This is a genomic window from Agrobacterium salinitolerans (assembly GCF_002008225.1).
GTDB classification, from domain to species: Bacteria; Pseudomonadota; Alphaproteobacteria; order Rhizobiales; family Rhizobiaceae; genus Agrobacterium; species Agrobacterium salinitolerans.
This window is the reverse complement of the sequence record NZ_MRDH01000022.1, coordinates 142,682-168,054: the sequence shown is the minus strand read 5'-3', so window position 1 is coordinate 168,054 and position 25,373 is coordinate 142,682. Positions and strand designations below refer to the sequence as shown.

Sequence of the window (25,373 nt, the reverse complement as noted above, 5' to 3'; positions counted from 1 at the left end):
GCTCGTCGTCGTTCAGTTGGTCTTCGAGCAGAAAAGGGTCCTGCCAATTGAATGCTGCGTGTTCGCTCACGTGATGCCTCCGGATTTGCTGGCCGGATTATTGGTATTCGAGCCAGTCGGCACAAGCCATGTTTACTCATTTTTGCATTACATATAGTAATGGCTCATGACGTCTCTCAGCCGTAAACTCCTGCCCTCCACCAGCGCGCTCGCCGCCTTCGATTCCGTGGCCCGGCTCGGCAGCTTTTCCGCCGCCGCCGATGAGCTTGCCCTGACGCAAGGGGCGATCAGCCGGCAGGTTATGTCACTGGAAGAACAGCTTGGCGTGCGCCTGTTCGAACGCGGCGCACGCGGGGTTGCACTGACGACCGAGGGCCGCGCCTACGCAAAATCGATTGCCGCAGCCCTTGGCGAGATACGCTCCGCATCGTTGCACATCATGACCAAAACGCATGGCAATACGCTGAATCTTGCCATGCTGCCCACCTTCGGCACCCGCTGGCTTTTGCCGCGTATCCCGGATTTCGTGACGAGCCACCCCGAAATCACCATCAATTTCGCCACACGCATCGGCCAGTTCGACTTCGAGCGCGAGCAGCTGGATATGGCGATCCATATCGGTCAGGCCGACTGGCCGGGGGCGGAAAGCACCTTTCTGATGCATGAAATGGTCGCGCCGGTGTGCAGCCCGCAATTCCTCAGCGCCCATCCCGTGGAAAAGGGAGAGGATATCGCCGCCCTGCCGCTTTTGCACATGGCCTCGCGGCCGGGCGCATGGGGCCACTGGTTCGAAAGCCTCGGCCTGTCACTCGCCTTGCCGCAGGGCATGCGGTTCGAACAGTTTTCCAGCGTGGCGCAGGCCTGTATCGCCGGACTGGGCGTGGCGCTGATGCCGCTTTTCCTGATCGATAACGAGCTGAAATCGAAACAACTGGTGAAAGCCTTCGATCATCAGGCCAGAAGCCCCAGCTCCTATTATGCGGTGGCGCCGCTTTCGCGCGCCAATCACGTTCCGGTCGTGCTGTTTCGTGACTGGCTGGTGCGGCAGGTGGAAGCTTACCGCATGGCGAATAGCGACGACCCACAAAAATAATCGCACTTTTTTCGGGCAGTTAGACTTTATGCCCGGGTTTTCGCCGATTTCGTCCTCCACCGGACTCGACAGGGCGGCCTTGCTCAATTATCTTGATTAAACGTTTAATCAGCCTTTCCGGAACATTATGGCGTCGTCACGGCCTGCCACCAATCTGAGCGCGATAGCAGCGGCACTCGGCGTGTCGGCGGCAACCGTGTCCAATGCGCTGTCGGGCAAGGGCCGCGTTTCGCCGGAGTTGGTGGAGCGCATTCGCAAGAAGGCAAGCGAGCTGGGCTACGTGCCGAGTTCAGCGGGCAGGGCGCTTCGCACCGGCAAAAGCGGTGTTCTGGGGCTGGTGCTGCCGGATATTGCCAATCCTCTCTTTCCGCAGATCGCGCAGGCCATCGAAAAGGCGGCCGTCACTGCCGGTTACGGTGTGCTGATCGCCGACTCGCGCGGTGAAATCGCCATGCAGACGGATGCGATCAACCGGCTGGTCGAACGCGGTGTGGATGGCATGGTTATCGTTCCCCGCCGCGGCACCCGCATTGCCGATGTCGATTGCCCCGTCGCGGTGATCGACAGCCCCTCGACGCCCGGCAACACGGTCGCCGCCGACCATTGGGATGGCGGCCGGCAGGTCGGCGACTATCTGGCCGGGCTTGGCCATCGCAAGGTGGTGCTGGTGGGCAAGAACCGCGATTCCAACGTGCAGAACGACCGTCTCGGCGGCATTCGCGATGGTCTTGGCAAGGCTTGCGTGACGCAGACGCTCTGGGTGGACGCTATTGAAAAGGCTGACGGTGCGGGTTGCCGGCTTGGTCTTGCAAAGAAGGTTGCCGAAGGGTTCACCGCCTTTGCCGCCGTCTCCGATCTGCATGCGCTGCGCGTGCTCACCGAATTGCAGCGCGAGGGCATCGAGGTGCCGGAAGAGGCCAGTGTCACCGGCTTCGACGATCTCATTTTTTCCGCCGTTGTCACCCCGCCGCTCACGACCATGCGCATGGATATGGGCCGCATCGCCGATCTCGCTGTCGGCGCGCTGCTGCGCGCGATCGACGGCGCGGGCGAAAACGGCGTCGCCGTCGATGTGGCGGCGGACATCTCGAAAGTACCGATGGCGCTGATCATGCGCGGCTCCACCGGCAAGGCAAAGCATGATGCGATTGAAGCCAAAAAAACGACAGCAGGAGAACTCACACCATGAAAAAGATCATTTTTGCATCGGGCGCCGCCCTGATGTTTACGATGGGCGCCGCGCAGGCGCAGGACAAGACGCTGACGATTTCCGTCTACGCCTTCGCGCAGGACGAATTCAAGGAACTGGTCTATACGCCGTTCGAAAAGCAATGCGGCTGCAAGCTGGTCGTCGAGACCGGCAACAGCGTTGAGCGTCTGGCCAAGATGGAGGCCAACAAGGCCAATCCGGTGGTCGATCTCGCCATCGTTTCCATGGCGGATGCGCTGTCGGCCGCCCGCAAGGACCTGATCCAGAAGATCGACGCGTCCAAGGTTCCGAATATCGAAAAGCTCTATGACATCGCCAAGGATCCGAATGGCGACGGCATGAGCGTCGGCGTCAATTTCTACGCCACGTCAATCGTTTACCGCACCGACAAGATGAAGATCGACAGCTGGGCCGATCTTTTGAAGGACGGTATCGTCGACCACGTCGCTTTCCCGAATGTCACCACCAACCAGGGCCCACCGGCGCTCTATATGCTCGGCAAGGCCATCGGCAAGGATACGGCCGATCTCTCCGGCGCCATCGAGGCCGTGGGTGAAAAGAAGGACGATATCGTCACCTTCTACGTCAAGTCGTCGCAGCTCGTGCAGCTGATGCAGCAGGAAGAAATCTGGGCAGCCCCCATCGGCCGCTTCTCCTGGGCGCCTTTTACCAAGCTTGACCTGCCGCTTGCCTGGGCAACACCCAAGGAAGGCCAGACCGGCGGCATGAACGTGCTCGTGGTGCCGAAGGGTACGAAGAACGAAGATTTAGCGTTGCAGTTCATTGATTTCTGGCTCTCGACCGATATTCAGAAGGCGCTGGCCGAAAAGCTGGTGGACAGCCCGACCAACAGGGAAGTCAAGGTTTCCGAAGAGGTGGCGAACAACATCACCTATGGCGACGAAACCGCAAAAAGCCTGCAGCTCATTCCTTCCGACGTAACGCTCGATAACCGCGACAAGTGGCTGTCGGAGTGGAACGCGAAGGTCGGTCAGTAAGGCCTTCACCGTTTGGAATGGGGCATCGTCCGGAAGGGCGGCTCCATTCCCGGAAAAGCGGTTCGGTCGTCCCCTGACCGCTTTTCCACCTTCCAATTTCTCAGGCCGGTGCGTCCGGCTGCCGTAACAACCGGCTTTGAGGCCGTTCAGGGAATAAACCAATGTTTCAGAACCGGGCCGAAGCGCTGGCGCTTGCCTTGCCCGCCGCAATTTTCGCGGCGGCGGTCTTTCTCGTGCCGGTCTTCATCCTGCTGTCTGAGGGGTTTCGCACCACTGACGGCTGGACATTGTCGGCCTATGCCGCCTTCTTTTCCGATCCGCTGAACCAGACGGTTTTCCTGCGCACGCTGAAGCTCGGCGCGCTTGTCACCGTCGTGTCGGCGGTGGTGGGTTATGCGGCGGCTTTTGCCATCGTCAACCTGTCGTCGGGCAAGAAGGGCCATGTGGTCAATCTCGTCGTGCTGCCGCTGATGATCTCGCCGGTCGCCCGCACCTATGCCTGGATCGTCATTCTCGGCAGAACCGGCATCGTCAATCAGGCGCTGCAGGCGGTGGGGCTGAGCGATGCGCCGATCCGCATCCTGTTTTCCGAAACGGCTGTCTTCATCGGCCTTCTGCAACTCTTCCTGCCGTTGATGATCATCTCGCTCATCAGCGCGCTGGAAAATATGCCGAAGGATACGATCTCGGCCGCCCGCGTTCTCGGCGCGAACTGGTTTCAGGTGTTCTGGAAGGTTATCCTGCCCCTCACCAAGGAAGGGCTGGTCGTTGGCGGTACGCTGGTCTTTACCGGTTCGCTGACGGCCTATATCACGCCCGCCATTCTCGGCGGCTCCAAGGTGCTGATGCTGGAGACCCTGCTTTACCAGCAGGTGACGGTTTCAAACAATTTCGTTGCCGCCAGCGTCATCGCCTTCATCCTGATCGTCATGAGCTTTGCCGCCAATATCCTCTTGAAGCGCATCGCCACCGCGAGGAACAAGAAATGACCCGGCAGCTCTTCATTCCGCTCACGCTCCTTCTTGTCGTCGGTTTCCTGATCGGGCCGTTTCTCATCATCGTTGCGGCCTCGTTTTCGGCCGGCGATACGCTCGCCTTTCCGCCGCAGGGCTTTTCGCTGAAATGGATCGCTAAGGTCTTCACCGTCGAAAGCTTCCGCGAAAGTTTCGCCATGTCGATGTTCCTTGCCATCGGCGGCACCTTTGCGGCGCTCATCCTCGGCATTCCGGCGTCCTACGCCATGTCGCGCTACAAGCTGCCTTTTGCCGAGACAGTGCGCACCATCGTTTCCGCGCCGATCATCGTGCCCGGCATCATCGTGGGTCTGGCCCTGCTGCGTTATTTCGTCGTGCCCTTCGGCATCGGCATCACGCTTGCCCTGTTTCTCGCCCACACAGCGCTCATCCTGCCTTATGCGGTGCGGGTGGTATCGGCCAGTCTCAACAATCTGCGCTCCGATATCGAGGAGGCGGCGGTGCTGCTCGGCTCGTCGCGGGTGGGGGCGTTTTTCCGCGTCGTGCTGCCGAATATTCGCGGCGGCATTCTCTCAGCCTTCATTCTCGGTTTCGTAACGAGTTTCAATCAGGTGCCGGTGTCGCTGTTCCTGTCGGGTCCCGGTGTGCGCACGCTGCCCATCGACATGCTGGGTTACATGGAAATCGTCTTCGATCCTTCCGTGGCCGCACTCTCCTCGCTGCTCGCCTTCCTTTCCATCGGCATCGTCTTCATGGCCGAACGTTTTCTGGGGTTCTCCCGTTATGTCTGACGCAAATTATCTTTCGCTCCAAAAAGTCTCGCTCGCCTATGGCGGCAATGTCGCCGTCAAGGACCTCGATCTCGATATCCGCAAGGGCGAGCTGCTCGCGCTTCTGGGACCTTCCGGCTGCGGCAAGACCACGACGATGCGCGCCATTGCCGGGCTGATGCCGGTGGCAAGCGGACGCATCGATCTCGATGGCGCCGATATCACTCGCGTTGCCGCAAACAAGCGCGCCGTCGGGCTGGTGTTTCAGTCCTATGCGCTCTTCCCGCATCTGACGGTTTACGAAAACGTCGCCTTCGGCCTGAAACTCAAGGGCATGAGCGGCAAGGCGCTGGAAGACAAGGTCGCCTCCGGCCTGAAATCGGTGGGCTTGTCCAGCTTCGCGTCGCGCAAGCCGGCGGAGCTTTCCGGTGGCCAGCAGCAGCGCGTTGCGCTGGCGCGCTCCATGGTCATGGAACCAAAGGTGCTTCTGCTCGATGAGCCGCTCTCCAACCTCGATGCCCGCCTGCGCCTTGAAATGCGCACCGAATTGCAGCGCGTGCAGAAGGAAACCGGCGTGACGATGATCTTCGTCACCCATGACCAGATCGAGGCGCTCGCGCTTGCCGACCGTATTGTCGTCATGAAGGGCGGCAAGATTGAGCAGATCGGCACGCCGGAAGAGATTTATAACGCGCCGGTTTCGTCCTTCGTGGCGGATTTCGTCGGCTTTGAAAACATCTTCGCGCTTGATGGCGGCGCGTTGAAAACCGCAAACGGCACAACACCGCTTACCGGACCAGTCCCTTCAGCATCTGGACTGGCCTGGCGGCCGCGCATGGTCACCCTCGGTTCAGGTCCTTTCCAGGGAACCGTGCGCGGCACCTCCTTTGCCGGCAACAGCCGCGAATATCTGCTCGATACGCCGCTCGGCCCCATCAAGGCGGAAACGGACGCCGCCTTGGCCGCCCACGCCATCGGCGATACGCTCGCCTTCGACCTGCCGGTTGACAAGGCGGCGAGCCTCAAGGTGTTCAGCTGACCATGGGTGTGTGGATCGATACCGATATGGGCTTTGACGACATCGCTGCCATCATGGTGGTGCAGTCGGCAGGTCTTGCCATCGACGGCATCTCGCTGGTCTTCGGCAATGCCACGCTGGAAGCGGTCTCCGGCAATGCCGCGGCTGCGGTTGCGGCCTTCGGCTGGTCGATGCCGATCCATCAGGGCCGCGCCATGCCGGTTCTGGGTGCGCTGGAAACAGCGCAATCGATCCTGGGCGAAAGCGGCATTCCGACCGTCGGGCAAAGCCTGCCGGAGGCGCCGGCTCTGCCGAAAAGCGATGCCTTTGCAGCGCTCTGCGGCTGGCTGGAGGGGACAGGCGAGAAGCGTATTCTCGCGCTTGGCCCGCTCACCAATATCGCCGCCCTGTGCCTTGCCCGGCCGGATCTTGCCGCCAGAATTTCCGAACTCACCTGGATGGGCGGCGGCGTGACGAGCGGCAACCACACGGCCTCGGCCGAATTCAACGCCTTTGCCGATCCGGAAGCGCTGGCCATCGTTCTTTCGCACGGCCTGCCGTTGCGCATGGTTGATCTGGACGCCTGTCGCAAAGTCACCGCGGGAGCGGCCGATGTAGCGCCGATCCGTAACGCCGGCGGCAAGAATGCCGGGCTGATCGCCGATTTGCTGGAAGGTTTCATCGGCATCGCCGCCAGCCGTGGCAGAGCCGCCATGGCGCTTTACGATCCCGTGGTCGCCGTCGGCTTTACCTCCGGTCTCATCGGTTGGCGTCATGCGCGGATTGATGTCGAGCTTCAGGCGACGCTGACGCGCGGGCGAACCGTGGTCGAGACGCGCGCTCAGAAAGCTCAGGCCTTCAACGCGCATTTCGCCGAGACGGTGGATGCCGAAGGTACGAAGACCGCGGTTCTCGAGGCGCTGCGCCGGGAGGCCGCCCGATGAGTGCGAACTCTTTGACATCCGAGCCTGCCGATCTCAACGACGACACGCTGCGCGCCCGTGCGGTCGCCGCCGCACGCGGTGATGCGCCTTTCGACATTCTCGTCACCGGTGGAACTCTGGTGGATGTGGTGACGGGAGAGCTTCGCGCCGCCGATATCGGCATAGTCGGCCCGCTGATCGCCAGCGTGCACGAGCGGGCAAGCCGGAGCGATGCCGCACGGATCATCGATGCGGCAGGCGCCTATGTCTCGCCCGGCCTCATCGACACACATATGCACATCGAAAGCTCGATGATCACGCCGACCGCCTATGCGGCGGCGGTTGTCGCCCGCGGCGTTACCACCATCGTCTGGGACCCACATGAATTTGGCAATGTGCATGGTGTCGATGGCGTGCGCTGGGCGGTGAAATCAATCGAGAACCTGCCGCTGCGCGCCATTCTGCTTGCCCCGTCTTCAGTGCCGTCTGCGCCCGGTCTGGAATGTAGCGGGGCGGATTTCGATGCTGCCATTCTTGCCGATATCCTGACATGGCCGCAGGTCGGCGGTGTCGCGGAAATCATGAACATGCGCGGTGTCATCGAGCGCGATCCGCGCATGAGCGGCATCGTGCAGGCCGGGCTTGTCTCGCAAAAGCTGCTCTGCGGCCATGCGCGTGGCCTGAAAGATGCGGATCTCAACGCCTTCATGGCGGCGGGCGTCTCCTCCGATCACGAGCTTGTCTCCGCTGAAGACCTTCTGGCGAAGCTGCGGGCAGGGCTGACCATCGAGCTGCGTGGCTCGCACGATCACCTGCTTCCGGAATTCGTGGAAGCGTTGAATGCGCTCGGCCATCTTCCGCAGACGGTGACGCTCTGCACCGACGATGTTTTCCCTGACGATCTGCTGAAGGGCGGCGGGCTTGATGATGTGGTGCGCCGCCTTGTCGGTTACGGGCTGAGGCCTGAATGGGCGCTGCGTGCCGCCAGCCTCAATGCCGCCCAACGGCTCGGCCGCCCCGATCTCGGCCTCATCGCCGCCGGTCGCCGTGCCGATATCGCCGTCTTTGAGGATTTGAGCGGCTTTTCAGCCCGTCATGTTCTCGCCAATGGCCAAGCAGTTGCGGCAGGTGGCCACATGCTCGCCGATGTCCAGGCCTGCGATGCGACAGCCCTCAAAGGTTCGATGAAGCTGCTGCTGCGCAAGGCCGATGATTTCCGGGTCGCCTCGGAAGGGGCAAAGGTGCGCCTCGCCACCATCGACCGCCCGCGCTTTACGCAGTGGGGCGAGGCGGATGCCGAAGTGAAGGACGGTTTCATCGTTCCGCCCGAAGGCGCGACGATGATTTCCGTCACCCATCGCCACGGCATGGCCGAGCCGATCACCAGAACCGGCTTCCTCACCGGCTGGGGAAACTGGAACGGTGCCTTCGCCACCACCGTCTCGCATGACAGCCACAACCTCACCGTTTTCGGCGGCAATGCCGATGACATGGCGCTCGCCGCCAATGCGGTGATAACGGCAGGCGGCGGCATGGCTGTCGCTTCCGAAGGCAAGGTCACCGCAGTTCTCCCGTTGCCGCTTTCAGGCCTCGTTTCCGACGCCCCGCTTGAAGACGTGGCAAAGGCTTTCGAACTATTGCGCGAAGCCGTCGGCAGGGTCGTGGAATGGCAGCCACCCTATCTTGTCTTCAAGGCCTGCTTCGGCGCCACGCTCGCCTGCAATATCGGCCCGCACCAGACGGATATGGGTATTGCCGATGTGTTGACGGGCAGGGTGATGGAGAGTCCGGTGATGGGGGTTTTGGGATTATAATATCAAGACGGGCTGCCACGATGTTGTCGCCACGGCAGCCCGTCCGTTTTAGTTCACATTTTGAAGTTGCGCCTCTCCATTATGGAGAAAGCAGGCTTTAGTGAAGAGGCCCAAGTCCAGCAGGTTAGGCAGTCGGATATCGCGCATATCGGGAAGTCGCTTGTTTTCCTGATCAAATGAGCGGTCAATCTGGGAGATGAATGCGAAAATAACGCCAGTCTTTTGTGCGAATTCTCCAAGGACGCTCACTTGTTGAGAAAGGTCCGGCTTGTGCCGCTGCCGGTCGAGGATTTGCAGATAGTCTATTACGGAGAAAGTGCCGCGCGTGGCCGAAGACAAGTGGCGAGTAATGTAATCCGCGCATATCTCGTCCGACGTCACTATCTCGGTTTCTGTGTGACCGGCTGCATTTTTTTTGATGCGCTTTCGGGCCTGTTGTTCTGTCATTTCGAGCGTGAACAAAACAGACCGCCGTCCGTCCTCAGTTGCCGCGCGCAACAGTTCAAACCCAAGCGCTGTCTTGCCTTGGCCCGGGCGCCCGGCAAGCAGAAGCATGTCGCCATCCACGATACGTGAGAACAGGTCTTTAGATAAAGAACTCGCCGCAAGGTGAGCGGAAAGCAGGCTCCACCTTGCAAACCCTTCCTCTCGCGCGATCTGGTCCAATGCCTCGTGTAAAGGAATGGTGCTATTTCGGACCATAAGTTTGGCCCGTCGTTTCAATTGAAAAATCGGAGTAGAAAGCTTCATCAAAAGACCTCTATTGCGGGTCCGAAGCGCAATCCCTCCTTATGCGAATGCCCGAACAGACGGTTCGATGATGATGTTACCCCGCATGTCGAATGCTTCCCCGAAAGGAGGGGGGAGGCTTGGGTCGAGCCGATAAAGCAAAGTTAGCGCCGTCCTCGATTCGCTGCAAGCGTCGAGGGCAGCGACGCACTGAATGTACGAAAGGTCACTCCGCCGCCAGTTCCTGCTCCACCAGCGTCGCCCAGAACGCCACGCCCGGCACGATTGCCGCATCGTTGAAGTCGTAGGAAGTGTTGTGGTGCAGCGCGCCGTCCACGGCCGGGCCATTGCCGAGCCAGACGTAGCAGCCAGGGGCTTCGCCCGCGAGAAAGGCGAAGTCGTCGCCGGCGGTCGAAGGCGGGAAGGCGGTGCGGGTCTTGTTGCCGAAGACGGTTTTTGCGGCGCGCAGCGCCCGTTTCGTCGCGTCCGCCTCGTTGATGACGGGTGGAATACGGCGGATGAATTCGTAATGCGCCTCGATGCCGAACATTGCCGCCGTGCCCTTTGCCAGCCGGCCGATTTCCGCTTCGAGCTGGTCGCGCACATCAGCCGCATAAGCACGCGCGGTGCCGCCGATTTCGACGAGATCGGGAATGACGTTGAGCGCCTTCGGGTCACCCGCCTGCACCGAACAGGCGCTGACGACGGCCGGCTGCAGCGGATCGACGACGCGGCCGACGATGGTTTGCAGCGAGGCGAGGAAGGCGCCGGCCGCCGTTACCGGGTCGCGGCCGAGATGCGGCTTGGCGCCGTGGGTGCCGATGCCCTTGAAGGTGACGCGCCAGCTATCGGAAGAGGCGAGCTGCGGGCCTTCCACCACGGCCATTTCGTCAACGCCCAGCCCCGGCATGTTGTGCAGGCCATAGACCGCATCGCAGGGAAACAGGGTGAAAAGCCCGTCCTCCACCATCTTCTTCGCGCCGCCGCGGCCTTCTTCGGCGGGCTGGAAAATGAAATGCACGGCGCCGGAAAAATCACGGGTCTTTGCGAGGTAACGCGCCGCACCCAGCAGCATGGCGGTGTGGCCGTCATGCCCGCAGGCGTGCATCTTGCCGGGAAATTTCGATTTGTAGGGCCGGTCAGGAACTTCCGGCATGGCAAGGGCATCCATGTCGGCGCGCAGGCCGATGCTGCGGGTGCCGTTGCCCACCTGCAATGTGCCGACCACGCCGGTGCCGCCAAGACCGCGATGCACCTTCAACCCGGCCCTTTCGAGAAGATCGGCGACGATTGCGCTGGTTCTTTCCTCTTCGAAGCCCAGTTCCGGGTGCGCGTGCAGGTCGTGGCGAAGCTCCGTCAGGAATGGCAGGTCCTCGCCGATGCGGTCCAGCAGTCTCATGGGCGGCTTGTCCTTGAATATGGGAAAAACCCGCGTCATAGGTGGGTTCGTCCGAATGCCTGTTGCTTTGTTTCCTTCTAGCTGAAAAAGCCAATGAAATGAACCCGCAGCATGTTGCGCTTGTTAAAATGCCTGATGTGAAGAACCGGGTTGGCGTGGCTGAAAAATGTGAGCGCTTTTCGCCGCCCCGCTCCTGAAAGGAAAAGAACGATGCCGTCATCCGCATCGCCCGTCGTCCCATCCCCCGCCGCGCCTCATGAGTTCTGGCAGGATATACTTCCGCCCGCCACCTTCGATACGGCCGGTCCGCATTCCACCTTCTTTCCGGCGGAGCTGGATGACGGCCGGCAGATCTGTCTGCCGATAAGGCCGCTGGCGGATGGCGAACATGCGCTTGCCTCGCTCATCGTCAATCAGGCTTCTTTTGAGGTGCTGGAGGTGCTGGCGGCCGATCTGGCTGCAAAACTTCTTCCCTTCAAGCCCGATGTCGTCATCGGCCTGCCGACGCTGGGGCTGACGCTTGCCGCCGCTGTCGCCAGGCATCTCGGCCATTCCCGTTACGTGCCGCTCGGCACCTCGCGCAAATTCTGGTATCTGGAGGAACTGTCGGTGCCGATGTCCTCCATCACCACAAGGCAGGAAAAACGGCTCTATATCGATCCGCGCATGCTGCCGCTCATCGAGAACCGGCGCGTGGCGCTGGTGGATGACGTGATCTCCAGCGGCAGTTCCATCATATCGGGTCTTTCGCTTCTCGCCGCCTCCGGCATTCGGCCTGCCGTCATCGGCGCAGCCATGCTGCAATCGGATCGCTGGCGGGAAAAAATCGCCGCTTTCGGGCCGGAGTGGCCGGAGCGGGTGAGGGGTGTTTTTTCAACGCCGCTGCTCACCAAAGCGGAAGGCGGCTGGCGCGCCTGACGAAACGCAAATTCCGCCAAAAGGCAAGTGGTGATAATTTCACCGCTGCCTAATTTGTGTCTTGCGAAGCTTTGTGAGATCGGCCTAAGATCACCGCCGACAGACAATAGCGGTCGGCGAATGGTGCGTCGGTTTGCTTTCGCGCGGTGTCATCCCGGCGTCTGCCCGCTCCCTTTGTTCTTGCCGGTTACTGGAATTTCTTCCCATGCATGCAGTGTTCGACGGTCATAATGATGTGCTGCTTCGGTTGTGGCGCAACAGCAAGGCCGGCGCCGATCCGGTGGCCGAATTCAAGAACGGAACACGCGAAGGCCATATAGACGGTCCGCGTGCAAGGGCAGGCGGTCTTGGCGGCGGCATCTGCGCCATCTATATTCCCTCCGGCGATCTCATTCTTCAGGAGCCGGACGACAGCGGCCATTACAACACGCCGCTCGCTTCACCGCTGGAGCGCCAGCCCTCACTCGATATCGCCATGGAAAAGGCGGCGATTGCGCTGAGGCTGGACCGCGCCGGCGCCTGGCGGCTTTGTCGCTCCACGGCTGATATCCGCAAGGCCTTTGCCGACGATATTTTCGCTGCCGTGCTGCATATGGAGGGCTGCGAGGCTATCGGGGCCGATCTCGACGCGCTGGAGGTTTTTTACGCCGCCGGCCTGCGTTCGCTCGGCCCGGTCTGGAGCCGGCACAATATATTCGGCCACGGTGTTCCTTTCTCTTATCCCATGTCGCCCGATACCGCGCCCGGTCTCACCGATGCCGGTTTCGCGCTGGTGAAGGAATGTAACAGGCTCGGCATTCTCATCGATCTCGCGCATATCACCGAAAAAGGCTTCTGGGATGTGGCGAAGACCACCAACCAGCCTTTGATCGCCAGCCACTCCAACGCACATGCGCTCACTCCCGTCGCCCGCAATCTCACCGACAGGCAGATGGACGCTATCAGGGAAAGCGGCGGTCTGGTCGGCCTCAACTATGCCGTGACAATGCTCAGGCCCGATGGGCGTGACATTGCCGATACGCCGCTCTCCGACATGGTGCGCCATATCGATTACATGGTGGAACGTATGGGCATCGACTGCGTCGCGCTGGGATCGGACTTCGACGGCGCGACTGTACCCGTTGGTATTGCGGATGCCAGCGGCAACCACAATCTGGTTGCGGCGCTGAAATCGGCGGGCTACGGTGATGGAGAACTTGCTAAAATATGCCGGGAAAACTGGCTGCGTGTTTTGTCTGAGGCCTGGCGTGAGGCGGCCTGAGAACAGTTTTAAGCGAACCAAATCAATCTTATAACAAAAGGGGAGATCCTATGATCAAATCGCTCAACAAATCCATGCGTATTCTCAGCACCAGTGCCGCCTTGTCGCTGATGATGCTGTCTGCACCGCATGCCTTTGCCGCCACGCCGGCCGATACGCTGGTCGAAGGTTTTGCCATCGACGACATCATCACGCTCGATCCGGGTGAGGCTTTCGAACTCTCCGCCGCCGAAGTCACCGGCAATACCTACAGCAAGCTGGTTTCCATCGATATCAATGACACATCCAAGGTTGTCGGCGATCTGGCCGAAAGCTGGACGACATCCGACGATGGTCTGACCTATACGTTCAAGCTGAAATCCGGCCTGAAATTCGCCTCCGGCAATCCGGTCACTGCCGATGATGTGGCTTTCTCTTTCGAACGCGCCGTGAAGCTCGACAAGTCGCCGGCATTCCTGCTGACGCAGTTCGGCCTCAGCGGTGACAACGTCACCGAGAAGGCGAAGGCTGCAGATGCGAATACCTTCGTTCTGACGGTCGACAAGCCCTATGCGCCGAGCTTCGTGCTGAACGTGCTGACCGCGACCGTCGCTTCGGTGGTCGATAAGAAACTGGTCATGGAGAAGGCGAAATCCGTAACCCCGAGCGCCGATTACAAATATGATACGGATTTTGGCAACGACTACCTGAAGACCGGTTATGCCGGTTCCGGCCCTTACAAGATCCTCGGCTGGAAGGCCAATGAGGCTGTGATCATGGAAGCCAATCCGAATTATTACGGTGAAAAGCCGAAGCTGAAGCGTGTCGTCTATCGCCATATGAAGGAAAGCTCCGGCCAGCGTCTGGCGCTTGAAAACGGCGATATCGACGTGGCCCGCAACCTTGAGCCAGGCGACATGGAAGCCGTCTCCAAGAAGGAAGGGCTTGCCGTCACCTCCGCACCCAAAGGCACCGTCTATTATTTCAGCCTCAACCAGAAAAACGAAAACCTGAAGAAACCCGAGGTCATCGAAGCCTTCAAATATCTGGTCGATTACGACGCCATCGGCGCGACGATCATCAAGGGCATCGGCGAAATTCATCAGACCTTCCTGCCGAAGGGGCAGTTGGGTGCGCTTGACGAGAACCCCTACAAGCTCGACGTCGCCAAGGCAAAGGAGCTTCTCGCCAAGGCCGGCCTGAAGGATGGTTTCACCGTGACCATGGATGTGCGCAACACCCAGCCGGTGACCGGCATTGCCGAAAGCGTGCAGCAGACGCTGGCGCAGGCCGGCATCAAGCTCGAAATCATTCCCGGCGACGGCAAGCAGACGCTGACCAAATACCGCGCCCGCACGCATGATATCTATATCGGTCAGTGGGGTTCGGACTATTTCGACCCGAACTCGAATGCTGAAACCTTCACCATCAACTACGACAATTCGGATGAAGGCAAGAACAAGACGCTTGCCTGGCGTAATGCATGGGACGTTCCGGAGCTGACCAAGGAAACGCAATCGGCGCTTTTGGAGAAGGACAGTGCCAAACGCGCGGCGATCTACCAGAACCTGCAGAAAGAAGTCCTGGCGAAGGGTCCCTTCGTCATCATCTTCCAGCAGACGGAAGTTGCCGGTTATTCCGCAAAGCTCAAAGGCCTGAAGCTCGGTCCGAGCTTCGACACCAACTATGTCTACAACATCTCCAAGGAATGATCCGGAAGGATCGGTCTCTTGAGCATCGTTGAAGCAAACAGCCGGGCGAGGCAGGGCAAACGCCGTGCCAACGCCCGCGTGAAAGCCGTTCTCGGCTTCGCCGTCACCGTCATCACCACCTTCCTGGGGTTGATGGCGGTCACATTTTTCATTGGCCGTGTGGTGCCGATCGATCCCGCGCTGGCGATCGTCGGCGACCGCGCGCCTGCGCATGTGGTCGAGCGCGTGCGTGAGCAGCTCGGCCTCAACCTGCCGCTCTGGCAGCAGTTCTTCCTTTATCTGAAGCAGGCGTTGTCCGGTGATTTCGGCACCTCTGTCCTCACCACCAATCCTGTCATGGAGGACATCAAGCGGGTGTTCCCGGCGACGATAGAGCTTGCCACCATCGGCACGATCATCGGCGCCGTCTTCGGCATACCGCTTGGCGTGCTTGCCGCCGTGAAACGCGGCAGCTTTGCCGATCAGGTGGTGCGCGTCATCGGCCTTATCGGTTATTCCGTGCCGATCTTCTGGCTTGGCCTTCTGGCGCTGTTGGTGTTTTACGCCCGGCTGCAATGGGTGGCTTATCCCGGGCGAATGGACATTGTCTATGAATTCACCTTCACGCCGGTCACGGGCTTCTTCCTGATCGACGCCATCTGGCAGCGGCAATGGGACGTGTTGTGGGATCTCTTCCGCCACATCATCCTGCCGGCCTCTCTGCTCGGTTATTTCTCGCTGGCCTACATAAGCCGCATGACGCGTTCCTTCATGCTGAACGAGCTTGCCCAGGAATATATCGTCGCGGCCCGCGCCAAGGGGCTTTCGGAAACGCGCATCATCTGGTTCCACGCGCTGCGCAATGCCGCCGTTCCGCTGGTGACGGTGATTGCGCTCTCCTATGCCGGTCTGCTGGAAGGTTCGGTGCTGACCGAAACCATCTTCGCCTGGCCGGGGCTCGGCCTCTACATCACCAATTCTCTGCAGAATGCGGATATGAATGCTGTTCTCGGCGGCACGATCGTGATCGGCGCCATCTTCGTCGGCATCAATCTCTTCTCCGATCTGCTTTACCGGACGCTCGATCCAAGGACGCGCAGCCGATGACCCTTTCGACCGATACGATCAAACCCTATAGCCGCGAATGGCTGCTCTCTGACCGGCCGGCCTCGCGCAGGCAGGCGCGGCTTGGGCGCGCCTATGTCATCTGGCGGCGCTTTTCAGAAAACCGGCTGGCGCTGCTCGGGCTCGGCATCATCATCGCGCTGCTATTCGTGGCGCTGTTTGCCGATGTTCTGGCCCCGCATAACCCGGTGCAGGGGGACCTGCGTAATGCCCGGCTTCTGCCACCCGGCACGGCCGGTTATCTGCTTGGCACCGATGATCAGGGGCGTGATATTCTTTCGCGCCTCATCCACGGTTCGCGGCTGACCCTGTTCGTTGTGCTCTTGGTTGCCATCATCGCCGCTCCTATCGGACTGATCGTCGGCACCGTTTCGGGTTATGCCGGGGGGTGGGTGGATGCGGTTCTGATGCGCATCACCGATATTTTCCTCGCCTTCCCGAAGCTCGTTCTGGCGCTGGCGCTGGTCGCGGCCCTCGGGCCGGGCATTGAAAATGCGGTGCTCGCCATCGCGGTCACCTCATGGCCGCCCTATGCGCGCATCGCGCGCGCCGAAACCATGACCTTCCGCAATTCCGATTTCATCGCGGCGGTCAAACTCATGGGCGCGTCGCCGTTCCGTATCGTGCTAAAACATGTCATGCCGCTGTGCATGTCGTCGCTGATCGTGCGCGTGACACTGGATATGGCCGGCATCATCCTCACCGCAGCCGGTCTCGGCTTCCTTGGCCTCGGTGCCCAGCCGCCGTTGCCGGAATGGGGCGCGATGATCGCCGCCGGCCGCCGGTTCATTCTCGATCAATGGTGGGTTGCTGCCATGCCGGGTATCGCGATCCTCATCGTCAGCCTCGGTTTCAACCTTCTGGGCGATGGCCTGCGCGATGCGCTGGATCCCAAGGAGGCGAACCAATGAGCGCGCCGCTTCTGACCGTTGAGAACCTGCGCGTATCCTTCCCCACCCGCACCGGGCTGGTGGAGGCTGTGCGCGGGGTTTCCTTCACGCTCGGCCGCGAGCGTCTCGGCATCGTCGGCGAATCCGGCTCGGGCAAATCGCAGACCGGCCGCGCCATCATGGGGTTGACCCCGAAAAACGCGCGTATCGAGGCGGACGCCCTTCGCTTCGGCGATATCGATCTGCTCAAGGCCTCTGCAAAAGAGCGAAGGATCATGCGCGGCAAGCGCATGGCCATGATCCTGCAAGACCCGAAATATTCGCTGAACCCGGTCATGACCATCGGTCGCCAGATCATGGAAACGCTGCGTACCCACGAAAAGATCGGCGGCAGCCAGGCGCGCCAGCGCACGCTTGCCATGCTCGAAGCGGTGCAGATACGCGATCCCGAGCGCGTCTTCGATCTTTACCCGCACGAGGTTTCCGGCGGCATGGGCCAGCGTGTCATGATCGCCATGATGCTGGTCTGCGGCCCGGAGCTTCTGATCGCCGACGAACCCACGTCGGCGCTGGACGTCACGGTGCAGCTGGAAGTGCTCGATATCCTTGACAAACTGGTGCGGGATCGCGGCATGGGACTGATTTTCGTCAGCCACGATCTGCGCCTCGTCTCTTCGTTCTGCGACCGTGTTCTCGTCATGTATGCCGGCAAGGTTGTGGAAGAACTGTCCTCCGCCAATCTGAAGGAAGCGAAACATCCCTATACGCAGGGCCTGCTGAACTGCCTGCCGGAAATTGGCGGTCACCGGCATCCGCTGCCGGTTCTGGAACGTAAGCCGGAGTGGCGCGCATGAGCACGGTTCTTTCTATCAGAGACATGGTGGTCGATTTCGACGGTTACATCGCGCTCGACAGCGTCAGCATCGATGTGGCCGAGGGTGAATCCTTCGGTATCGTCGGCGAGTCCGGCTCCGGCAAGTCGACCCTGCTGCGCGCCATTGCCGGCCTAAACCATTTCGACGAAGGCTCGCTGATGGTGGCAGGGCGCTCCTATGCCGGCAAGCACCGCGACAAGAGCTTTTATAGCGATGTGCAGATGGTATTCCAGGACCCCTATGGTTCGCTGCACCCGCGCCAGACGGTGGATGCGCTGCTGCTCGAACCGCTGGTCATCCACGGTCTCGACAATCGCGAACAGCGCATTGCCCGCGCACTGGACGAGGTGGGGCTCGGTTCCGGCTTCCGCTTTCGGTATTCGCACCAGCTTTCCGGCGGCCAGCGCCAGCGCATCGCCATTGCGCGTGCGCTGATCGTCGAGCCGAAAATCCTGCTGCTGGACGAGCCGACTTCGGCGCTCGACGCCTCCATTCAGGCGGAAATTCTTAACCTGTTGGAACAGGCCCGCAAGGACCGCAATCTCACCTTCGTTATGGTCAGCCACGATCTCGGCGTCATCAGCCACATGTGCGATCGCCTTGCTGTGATGAAAAGTGGCAAGGTGGTGGAAATGCTGGAGGCTGAGGCGCTGGAAAGCCGGGAATTCAGCGCGGATTATACCCGCCAGCTGCTTGTGGCGAGCGAGGGTTTCAAGCGCGTTTGATTGGCGAGGCGTTGCCTCCCTTTCTTCTCCCCGCCCGGGGAGAAGATGCCCCGAAGGGGCAGATGAGGGGGCCAGCTCTCCGCATCTCTCTGCCGTCGCCCCCTCATCCGGCGCTACGCGCCACCTTCTCCCCGGCGGGGAGAAGAAACGACCTGCAACCTCTCGCTTCTTATGCGCCGTCAACGTCCCGGCCGATGTATTCTCTCTCCCCGCCGCGGTGGTATGCTGGCCGCCAACGCCGACCCACCCGAAAAAGGTACCCACCCCATGCAATTGCGCGCACTGATGTATTTCGACGAACTGGTCCGCACCAATTCCATGCGCGCCGCGGCGGAAAACCTGAATGTGGCGCCGACAGCGGTGAGCCGGCAGATAGAGAACCTCGAATATTATTTCGGCTCGCCTCTGGTGGAGCGTTCCAGCCGTGGCGTGAAGCTGACCGCTGCGGGGGAGCTGCTCGCCGCCCGCGCCGGCAAGACGCTGCGGGAACTCGACCATGTGCACCAACTGATAGACGATCTGAAAGGCCTGCAACGCGGCCGGGTCACGGTCTATGCCAATGGTGCGACGGTGGCGAACCTTCTGGCGCCGGTGCTGGCGCAGTTCAGCCTGAAATATCCGAAGCTGCGTTTCGAGGTGCATATTACCAGCGCCCGCCAGGCAATGGAGGCGCTGGGGGCGGCGGAAGCGGACCTGGTCGTCAGCCTGTTCGCGCCGAAAGTCTCCGGTGTGAAAGTGCGCTCGCGCACCCGTATCAGCTATGACGCGATCTTTCCCGCCGGTCATGCGCTTGCCGGGCAGGCGGAAGTTTCGCTCAAAGAGCTGGTCGGGCTGCCGCTCGCCCTGCCGGACAAGAGTTTCGCTGCGCGTCAGGCCTTCGACACGATGTTTGCCGATGCCGGCATCGAGCTTGATCCCGTCTTCATCACCAGCTCTTTGGAAATGCTGAAGGAACTGGTGCTGGGCCACGCCGCCGCCACGCTTTTGCCGGCGCTTTCGGTGGCGCGTGAAATCCGCAGCGGACAGATGGTCGCCGTTCCGCTCTCCGGCAAGAAAGGTATCCACACCCAGATCGATCTCTGCGTTGCGCCGGACCGGCAATTGTCCTTCGCCGCCTCCAAGCTTGCGGACTTCATTGAGCGCTTCATGCGCGAGGCGACGGCAGGGTAGTTTCTTCTCCCCGCCGGGGAGAGGAATTAGCCAGCATGGAGAATTGCCCACCAAGGTTGATTTCCATCCGCATTTCCGTGTAGCCATTTCAGCTACATGGAGCACACAAAAATCGAGATTGTGTGTGCGCCTGCAACATGACACTCTTTTTGCAACGGGCGGTCTTCGGAAGGGCAAAAATGCCCCGGCCGCCAGACAGGGGACAATGATGCCACGCACTTATCTTTCGCAGGCGGCAACGTTTTCGCGCCGCGCCGCGCTGACCCTCGCATTAGGCACGGCGCTCTGGCTGCCGCTTTCGGTAACGGTGGCCGAAGCCGCGCCAAAAACCACGCTGACGCTTGGCATGGCCGTCGAGCCGGCCGGCCTCGATCCGACCATCGCCGCGCCCGTGGCCATCGGCCAGGTCACCTGGCAGAATGTCTTTGAAGGTCTGGTGAAGATCGACCGCGAAGGCAAGGTGAGGCCTCAGCTTGCCGAAAGCTGGGAAATTTCCCCTGATGGCAAGACCTATACGTTCAAGCTGCGCAAGGGCGTTACCTTCCATGATGGCGAGGCTTTCGATTCCTCTGTCGCGAAATTTTCGCTGGATCGGGCGCGTGGCGAAAGCTCGGTCAATCCGCAGAAACGCTTCTTCGCTGCCATTGACAGTATCGAGACGCCGGATGCCGCAACGCTGGTGCTGAAGCTGAAGCAGCCGGCCGGTAGCCTTCTCTACTGGCTCGGCTGGCCGGCCTCCGTGATGGTGGCGCCGAAAAGCGCCGAGAATAACCGCACCACGCCGGTCGGCACCGGCCCGTTCAAATTCGTGAACTGGGCCAAGGGCGACAAGGTCGAGTTGCAGAAGAACGACGCCTATTGGGACGAGGCCGTGGCGGTGACGCTGGAGAAAGCGACCTTCCGTTTCGTTTCCGACCCGCAGGCGCAGGCCGCGGCACTGAAGTCCGGCGATATCGATGCCTTCCCGGAATTCGGCGCACCGGAACTGATGACCTCCTTCGATGGCGATGCGCGCCTTGGCACCTTCGTCGGCAATACCGAACTCAAGGTCGTGGCGGGCATGAACAATGCCCGCAAGCCGTTCGACGACAAGCGCGTGCGTCAGGCGCTGATGATGGCGGTGGATCGCGGCACGGTGATCGAAGGCGCCTGGTCCGGCTTCGGCACTGCCATCGGCAGCCATTACACGCCGAATGATCGCGGCTATATCGATACGACCGGGGTACATCCCTACGATATCGACAAGGCCAGGGCGTTGCTTGCCGAAGCCGGTTATCCGGATGGCTTCAACTTCACCATCAAGGCGCCGCAAATGGCCTATGCCCAGCGCACCTCGCAGATCCTGCAGGCTATGTTTGCCGAAATCGGCGTGACCATGACCATCGAGACCACCGAATTTCCGGCGAAATGGGTTGCGGATGTTCTCAAAGGCGCGGATTACGACATGACCATCGTTGCCCATGCGGAGCCGATGGATATCGATATCTACGCGCGCGACCCGTACTACTTCAATTACAAGAACCCGGGCTTCAATGAGGTCGTGGCGAATGTCGAAAAGACGGCGGATGCCGGCGAGCAGGAGAAGCTCTATGGCGAAGCCCAGAAAATCCTCGCGGAAGATGTGCCCGCTCTTTTTCTTTTCGTCATGCCGAAACTCGGTGTCTGGGACAAGAAGGTGAAGGGGCTTTGGGAAAACGAGCCGATTCCCTCGAATGTGCTGACGGATGTGCATTGGGAAGAATAGGGTTTGTTGTGAGGGGTAGGGCGCAGTTTCCCCATCCACCTCACTCCTGTTCCGGGGAACAGGGATGAGGGAGGAATGCGCGGGATGACAGCAAATCTCTCCACGATATCCGGCTACAAAACCACGCAAGGAGAAGATGCCAGATGTTAGCCGTCCTCATCCGGCGTCTTTTAAGCCTCGTCATCACGCTGTTTGCCGTTTCCCTCATCATCTATATCGTCATGGGCCTGCTGCCGGGCGATCCGGCGGCCATCATGCTCGGAACCTCGGCGAGCCCCGATACGCTCGCGGCGCTGCAGAAGCAGATGGGCCTCGATCAGCCGCTGCCGCTGCGTTATCTACACTGGTTGGCCGGCGTGTTTCATGGCGATCTCGGGCAATCCTATACCTATGACGTGCCGGTTGCGGGGCTGATCCTGGAGCGACTGGCCGTTACCCTGCCGCTTGCGCTGCTGGCCGTCTGCCTTTCGGTGGCCATCGCCATTCCGCTCGGCGTGGCGGCGGCGAGGAGCCGCAACGGGGCGCTGGATTTTGCGGCCGGGCTATTTTCGCATGTGGGCATTGCCGTGCCCGGTTTCTGGGTCGGGCTGCTGCTCATCATCGTCTTTTCCACCACGCTCGGCTGGATGCCGGCCGGCGGTTTTCCCGGCTGGACGCCGAACTTTTCAGCGGGTCTCACGGCGCTCATCCTTCCGGCGGTCGCGCTGGCGCTGTCGCAGGCCGGGGTTCTCACCCGTGTGTGCCGCTCCGCCGTGCTGGAAGTGATGAATGAGGATTTCGTGCGCACCGCACGCGCCAAGGGCCTGAGCGAGCGGGTGGCGCTGTGGCGGCATGCGGTGCCGAATGCAATGATCCCTGTCGTCACCATGATCGGCCTGCAATTCACCTTCCTCATTGCCGGCGCGGTGCTGGTGGAGAATGTCTTCAACCTGCCGGGCCTCGGGCGGCTTGCCTATCAGGCGCTGACCCAGCGCGACATCGTCGTCATGCAATCCGTCGTGCTGTTCTTCTCGGCGTTGGTGATCGTCATGAATTTCGTGGTCGATATCGCCTATCTCTTCATCGATCCGAGACTGCGGGCAGGTGCGCGATGATGCGATTGATCCGCCGCCGCCCCGCCTTTGCCGTCGGCATCGCCGTCACGGTCTTTCTGGTCGCAGTCGCCCTGCTGTCGCTGGTCTGGACGCCGGTGTCCCCCACAAAGATGCAGATCGTTCAGAAGCTGAAATCGCCCTTCGTTTATGGGGGGCTTGGCACGGATCATTTCGGCCGCGACGTGTTGTCGATGCTGATGGCCGGTGCGTGGAACTCGCTGTCCACCTCCATCGCCGCCGTCGCCATCGGCGCATTTATCGGCACGACCATCGGCGTTGCGGTTGCGGCGCTGCGCGGTTTCACCGAAACCGTGGTCATGCGCATCTGCGACATCATCTTCGCCGTGCCGCCCATCCTGTCGGCGATGATGCTCGGCGCTTTCATCGGCACGGGCCGTTTCACCGCCATCATCGCCATCGCCACCTTCATGGTGCCTGTGTTTGCCCGGCTGACGCTGGGGGCGGCGTTGCAGATATGGTCGCGGGAATATGTCACCGCCGCCACCAGCATCGGCCAGAACCGCGCCAAGATCACGCTTTTCCATATCGTGCCGAATATTTCCAACCAGATCATCGTGCAGGTGACGATCCAGCTCGGTCTTGCGATATTGACGGAAGCCGGCCTTTCTTTCCTCGGTCTCGGCATGCCGCCGCCCGCCGCCACCTGGGGGCGGATGCTGGCCGATGCCCAGACCTATCTCGGAACAGCACCCTGGCTTGCCATCATGCCCGGCCTTGCGATTGCGCTCGCCGTCTTCGGCCTCAATCTTCTCGGCGATGGCCTGCGCGACATGCTTGACCCGCGCGATACAAGCTGACCGTTTCAAGCCGATATCGCCCCTATTTCCTGTTTTCTGACGAGACGATGCCATGACCGATCTCATAGACCTCAATACGCTCGAAATCCTGGCGCTTTACTCGGATAAGAAGCTTTCGCCATCCGAATATTGGCAGGCGGTGGAAGCGCGTATCGATGCTTTCGAACCGGTGGTGAACGCGCTTTACGCCTATGATCCAGAGGATGCACGAAGGCAGGCGCTGGCCTCGACGGAGCGCTGGCAAAAGGGCGAAACGCTCGGGGCCCTCGATGGCATTCCGGTCTCGCTCAAGGAATTGATCGCCACGAAAGGCCATCCCGTGCCGCTTGGCACCAAAGCGGTGGAACTGGTGCCGGCGGTTGAGGACGCGCCGGTGGCCGCCCGCTGCCGTGAGGATGGCGCGATTATTTACGCCAAGACGACCTGCCCGGATTACGGCATGCTTTCCTCCGGCCTTTCCAGTTTCCACAAGCTCAGCCGCAATCCGTGGGACCCCACCCAGAACCCCGGCGGTTCCAGCGCCGGTGCGGCCTCGGCCGGGGCTGCGGGTTACGGCACGCTGCATATCGGCACGGATATTGGCGGCTCGGTGCGGCTGCCGGCGGGGTGGACCGGCCTCTTCGGTTTCAAGCCGAGCCAAGGCCGTATCCCGGTCGATCCCTTTTATACCGGCCGCTGCGCCGGGCCGATGACCCGCAGCGTTGCCGACGCCGCCTATGCCATGGCGACGCTTTCGCGGCCCGACTGGCGCGACGGCACGGCGCTGCCGCCCAACGATATCGACTGGATGAACCTCGATATTAATGTGAAGGGCCGGAAAATCGGCCTGATGCTGGATGCCGGCTGCGGCCTGCCGCTGGAAAATGAGGTGCGCGACGCCGTGCTTTCCGCCGCGAAACTGTTCGAGGCGGCGGGCGCCATCGTCATCCCGGTTGAGCCGGTGCTGACACGCGAGATGCTGGACGGGCTGGACGATTTCTGGCGGGCGAAGTTCTGGGGCGACATGGCGGCGCTGAGCGCAGACCGTCGCGCCGCTATCCTTCCCTATATTCATGAATGGGCGCAGAAGGGCGCGGATGTCTCCGGCGCGCGCGCCGTTTTCGGTTTCAACCAGACCATGGAAATGCGTAAGGCGTGCGGGCGGTTGATGCAGCAGGTGGATGCGGTGATTTCACCGGTCAATCCTATTGTGTCCTATCCGGTCGACTGGGCCTCGCCCACCAACGATCCCCAACGGCCCTTCGAACATATCGCCTTCACGGTCCCGTGGAACATGTCGGAACAGCCGGCATCCTCGATCAATTGCGGCTTCTCCAGATCGGGCATGCCCATCGGCTTGCAGATCGTCGGGCCGCGTTACGAGGATTTGTTCGTGCTGAAGCTTTCAAAAGCCTTCGAGAATTGGGGCGGCGGCGTGCGGCGCTGGCCACAGCCGCCGCAGGTCCGTTGATCCAAGCTTTATCGGTCCTGTAGTATTGCCATAATACCCGCATCTCGATCCCGCCTGTTAGGGTGCCCAAAGGCATTCGAAAACGGGAGGAAAAGACATGCCGAAGAAGATTTTGATGATCGCCGGCGATTTCGCCGAGGATTATGAGACGATGGTTCCGTTCCAGACGCTGCTGGCGGTCGGCCACACGGTGCACGCCGTCTGCCCCGGCAAGAAGGCGGGCCAGACCATCGCCACGGCCATCCATGATTTCGAGGGCGACCAGACCTATTCGGAAAAACGCGGCCATAATTTTGCACTCAACGCCACCTTCGCCGATATCAAGGTTGCGGATTACGATGCGCTGGTCATTCCGGGCGGCCGTGCGCCGGAATATCTGCGGCTCAATGCGGATGTGCTTTCGGCGGTGAAACATTTCTTCGAGGCCGACAAGCCGGTGGCCGCCGTCTGCCATGGCGCGCAATTGCTCGCGGCCGCCGGCGTCCTGAAGGGCCGCACCTGTTCGGCCTATCCCGCCTGCCGCCCCGAAGTGGAACTGGCGGGCGGCACCTATGCCGATATCGCCATCGATGCGGCCGTTACCGACGGCAAACTGGTGACGGCGCCCGCATGGCCGGCGCATCCGGCCTGGCTTTCGCAATTCATGGCCGTGCTTGGCAAATGAGAACGGGGAGACGGGGCTTTTTCCGGTCCCGTTTTCCGCCT

Annotated in this window: 23 protein-coding genes; 21 read left to right on the top strand and 2 right to left on the bottom strand. The window is 61.0% G+C overall.

Going from position 1 to position 25,373, the window contains the following annotated elements; genetic code table 11:
• Window positions 1-166: 166 nt before the first annotated feature.
• The 8 genes from BS627_RS15640 to BS627_RS15605 all read left to right on the top strand — a co-directional run bounded on the left by BS627_RS15640 (window position 167) and on the right by BS627_RS15605 (window position 8,800).
• Window positions 167-1,093, top strand: a complete 927-nt coding sequence (locus BS627_RS15640) for a LysR family transcriptional regulator (protein WP_077984095.1) — start codon at window positions 167-169, stop codon at window positions 1,091-1,093.
• Window positions 1,094-1,220: 127 nt separating this feature from the next.
• Complete coding sequence (locus BS627_RS15635; RefSeq protein ID WP_077984094.1) at window positions 1,221-2,282, top strand: LacI family DNA-binding transcriptional regulator; 1,062 nt, start codon at window positions 1,221-1,223, stop codon at window positions 2,280-2,282.
• Complete coding sequence (locus tag BS627_RS15630; RefSeq protein WP_077984093.1) at window positions 2,279-3,301, top strand: ABC transporter substrate-binding protein; 1,023 nt, start codon at window positions 2,279-2,281, stop codon at window positions 3,299-3,301. Before BS627_RS15635 ends, BS627_RS15630 begins: the two co-directional genes overlap by 4 nt.
• A 161-nt stretch (window positions 3,302-3,462) precedes the next feature.
• Window positions 3,463-4,290: an ABC transporter permease gene (locus BS627_RS15625; RefSeq protein ID WP_077984092.1), complete on the top strand. Its 828-nt coding sequence runs from the start codon at window positions 3,463-3,465 to the stop codon at window positions 4,288-4,290.
• On the top strand, window positions 4,287-5,066 hold the full coding sequence (locus BS627_RS15620; RefSeq protein ID WP_065655279.1) for an ABC transporter permease: 780 nt from the start codon (window positions 4,287-4,289) through the stop codon (window positions 5,064-5,066). Before BS627_RS15625 ends, BS627_RS15620 begins: the two co-directional genes overlap by 4 nt.
• Window positions 5,059-6,084 (top strand): ABC transporter ATP-binding protein, encoded by a 1,026-nt coding sequence (locus tag BS627_RS15615; protein WP_077984091.1) that lies wholly within the window; start codon window positions 5,059-5,061, stop codon window positions 6,082-6,084. Before BS627_RS15620 ends, BS627_RS15615 begins: the two co-directional genes overlap by 8 nt.
• A gap of 2 nt (window positions 6,085-6,086) precedes the next feature.
• Complete coding sequence (locus BS627_RS15610; RefSeq protein WP_077984090.1) at window positions 6,087-7,007, top strand: nucleoside hydrolase; 921 nt, start codon at window positions 6,087-6,089, stop codon at window positions 7,005-7,007.
• Window positions 7,004-8,800, top strand: a complete 1,797-nt coding sequence (locus tag BS627_RS15605; protein ID WP_077984089.1) for an adenine deaminase — start codon at window positions 7,004-7,006, stop codon at window positions 8,798-8,800. Before BS627_RS15610 ends, BS627_RS15605 begins: the two co-directional genes overlap by 4 nt.
• A 48-nt stretch (window positions 8,801-8,848) precedes the next feature.
• Here the strand turns inward: BS627_RS15605 and BS627_RS15600 are convergent, their stop codons facing one another.
• Window positions 8,849-9,550 (bottom strand): DNA helicase, encoded by a 702-nt coding sequence (locus BS627_RS15600; protein ID WP_077984088.1) that lies wholly within the window; start codon window positions 9,548-9,550, stop codon window positions 8,849-8,851.
• Window positions 9,551-9,755: 205 nt separating this feature from the next.
• Window positions 9,756-10,928 carry a M20 aminoacylase family protein gene (locus BS627_RS15595; RefSeq protein ID WP_165691268.1) on the bottom strand — a complete coding sequence of 391 codons (1,173 nt, stop codon included), beginning with the start codon at window positions 10,926-10,928 and terminating at the stop codon, window positions 9,756-9,758.
• Between the two features lie 210 nt (window positions 10,929-11,138).
• Between BS627_RS15595 and BS627_RS15590 the strand changes: the two genes are divergently transcribed.
• The 13 genes from BS627_RS15590 (at window position 11,139) to BS627_RS15530 (ending at window position 25,332) form a co-directional block, all read left to right on the top strand.
• A complete protein-coding gene (locus tag BS627_RS15590) occupies window positions 11,139-11,846 on the top strand; it encodes a phosphoribosyltransferase (RefSeq protein WP_077984086.1) in 708 nt (235 codons plus the stop codon).
• A 205-nt stretch (window positions 11,847-12,051) separates the two neighbouring features.
• Window positions 12,052-13,107 (top strand): dipeptidase, encoded by a 1,056-nt coding sequence (locus tag BS627_RS15585; RefSeq protein ID WP_077984085.1) that lies wholly within the window; start codon window positions 12,052-12,054, stop codon window positions 13,105-13,107.
• A gap of 50 nt (window positions 13,108-13,157) precedes the next feature.
• Window positions 13,158-14,798 (top strand): ABC transporter substrate-binding protein, encoded by a 1,641-nt coding sequence (locus BS627_RS15580; RefSeq protein WP_077984084.1) that lies wholly within the window; start codon window positions 13,158-13,160, stop codon window positions 14,796-14,798.
• Window positions 14,799-14,816: 18 nt separating this feature from the next.
• Complete coding sequence (locus BS627_RS15575) at window positions 14,817-15,884, top strand: ABC transporter permease (protein ID WP_077984083.1); 1,068 nt, start codon at window positions 14,817-14,819, stop codon at window positions 15,882-15,884.
• Window positions 15,881-16,813: an ABC transporter permease gene (locus BS627_RS15570; protein WP_077984082.1), complete on the top strand. Its 933-nt coding sequence runs from the start codon at window positions 15,881-15,883 to the stop codon at window positions 16,811-16,813. The genes BS627_RS15575 and BS627_RS15570 overlap by 4 nt, the downstream gene beginning before the upstream one ends.
• A complete protein-coding gene (locus BS627_RS15565; RefSeq protein WP_077984081.1) occupies window positions 16,810-17,646 on the top strand; it encodes an ABC transporter ATP-binding protein in 837 nt (278 codons plus the stop codon). Before BS627_RS15570 ends, BS627_RS15565 begins: the two co-directional genes overlap by 4 nt.
• Window positions 17,643-18,392: an ABC transporter ATP-binding protein gene (locus BS627_RS15560; RefSeq protein ID WP_077984147.1), complete on the top strand. Its 750-nt coding sequence runs from the start codon at window positions 17,643-17,645 to the stop codon at window positions 18,390-18,392. Before BS627_RS15565 ends, BS627_RS15560 begins: the two co-directional genes overlap by 4 nt.
• Window positions 18,393-18,659: 267 nt before the next feature.
• On the top strand, window positions 18,660-19,562 hold the full coding sequence (locus BS627_RS15555; protein WP_077984146.1) for a LysR family transcriptional regulator: 903 nt from the start codon (window positions 18,660-18,662) through the stop codon (window positions 19,560-19,562).
• Window positions 19,563-19,770: 208 nt separating this feature from the next.
• Window positions 19,771-21,306: an ABC transporter substrate-binding protein gene (locus tag BS627_RS15550; RefSeq protein WP_077984145.1), complete on the top strand. Its 1,536-nt coding sequence runs from the start codon at window positions 19,771-19,773 to the stop codon at window positions 21,304-21,306.
• A 143-nt stretch (window positions 21,307-21,449) separates the two neighbouring features.
• On the top strand, window positions 21,450-22,400 hold the full coding sequence (locus BS627_RS15545; protein WP_077984080.1) for an ABC transporter permease: 951 nt from the start codon (window positions 21,450-21,452) through the stop codon (window positions 22,398-22,400).
• Window positions 22,397-23,218 (top strand): ABC transporter permease, encoded by an 822-nt coding sequence (locus tag BS627_RS15540; RefSeq protein WP_165691267.1) that lies wholly within the window; start codon window positions 22,397-22,399, stop codon window positions 23,216-23,218. Before BS627_RS15545 ends, BS627_RS15540 begins: the two co-directional genes overlap by 4 nt.
• A 52-nt stretch (window positions 23,219-23,270) precedes the next feature.
• Complete coding sequence (locus tag BS627_RS15535) at window positions 23,271-24,668, top strand: amidase (protein WP_077984079.1); 1,398 nt, start codon at window positions 23,271-23,273, stop codon at window positions 24,666-24,668.
• Window positions 24,669-24,765: 97 nt separating this feature from the next.
• Window positions 24,766-25,332 (top strand): DJ-1/PfpI family protein, encoded by a 567-nt coding sequence (locus BS627_RS15530; RefSeq protein WP_003523156.1) that lies wholly within the window; start codon window positions 24,766-24,768, stop codon window positions 25,330-25,332.
• The last annotated feature ends 41 nt before the right edge of the window (window positions 25,333-25,373 follow it).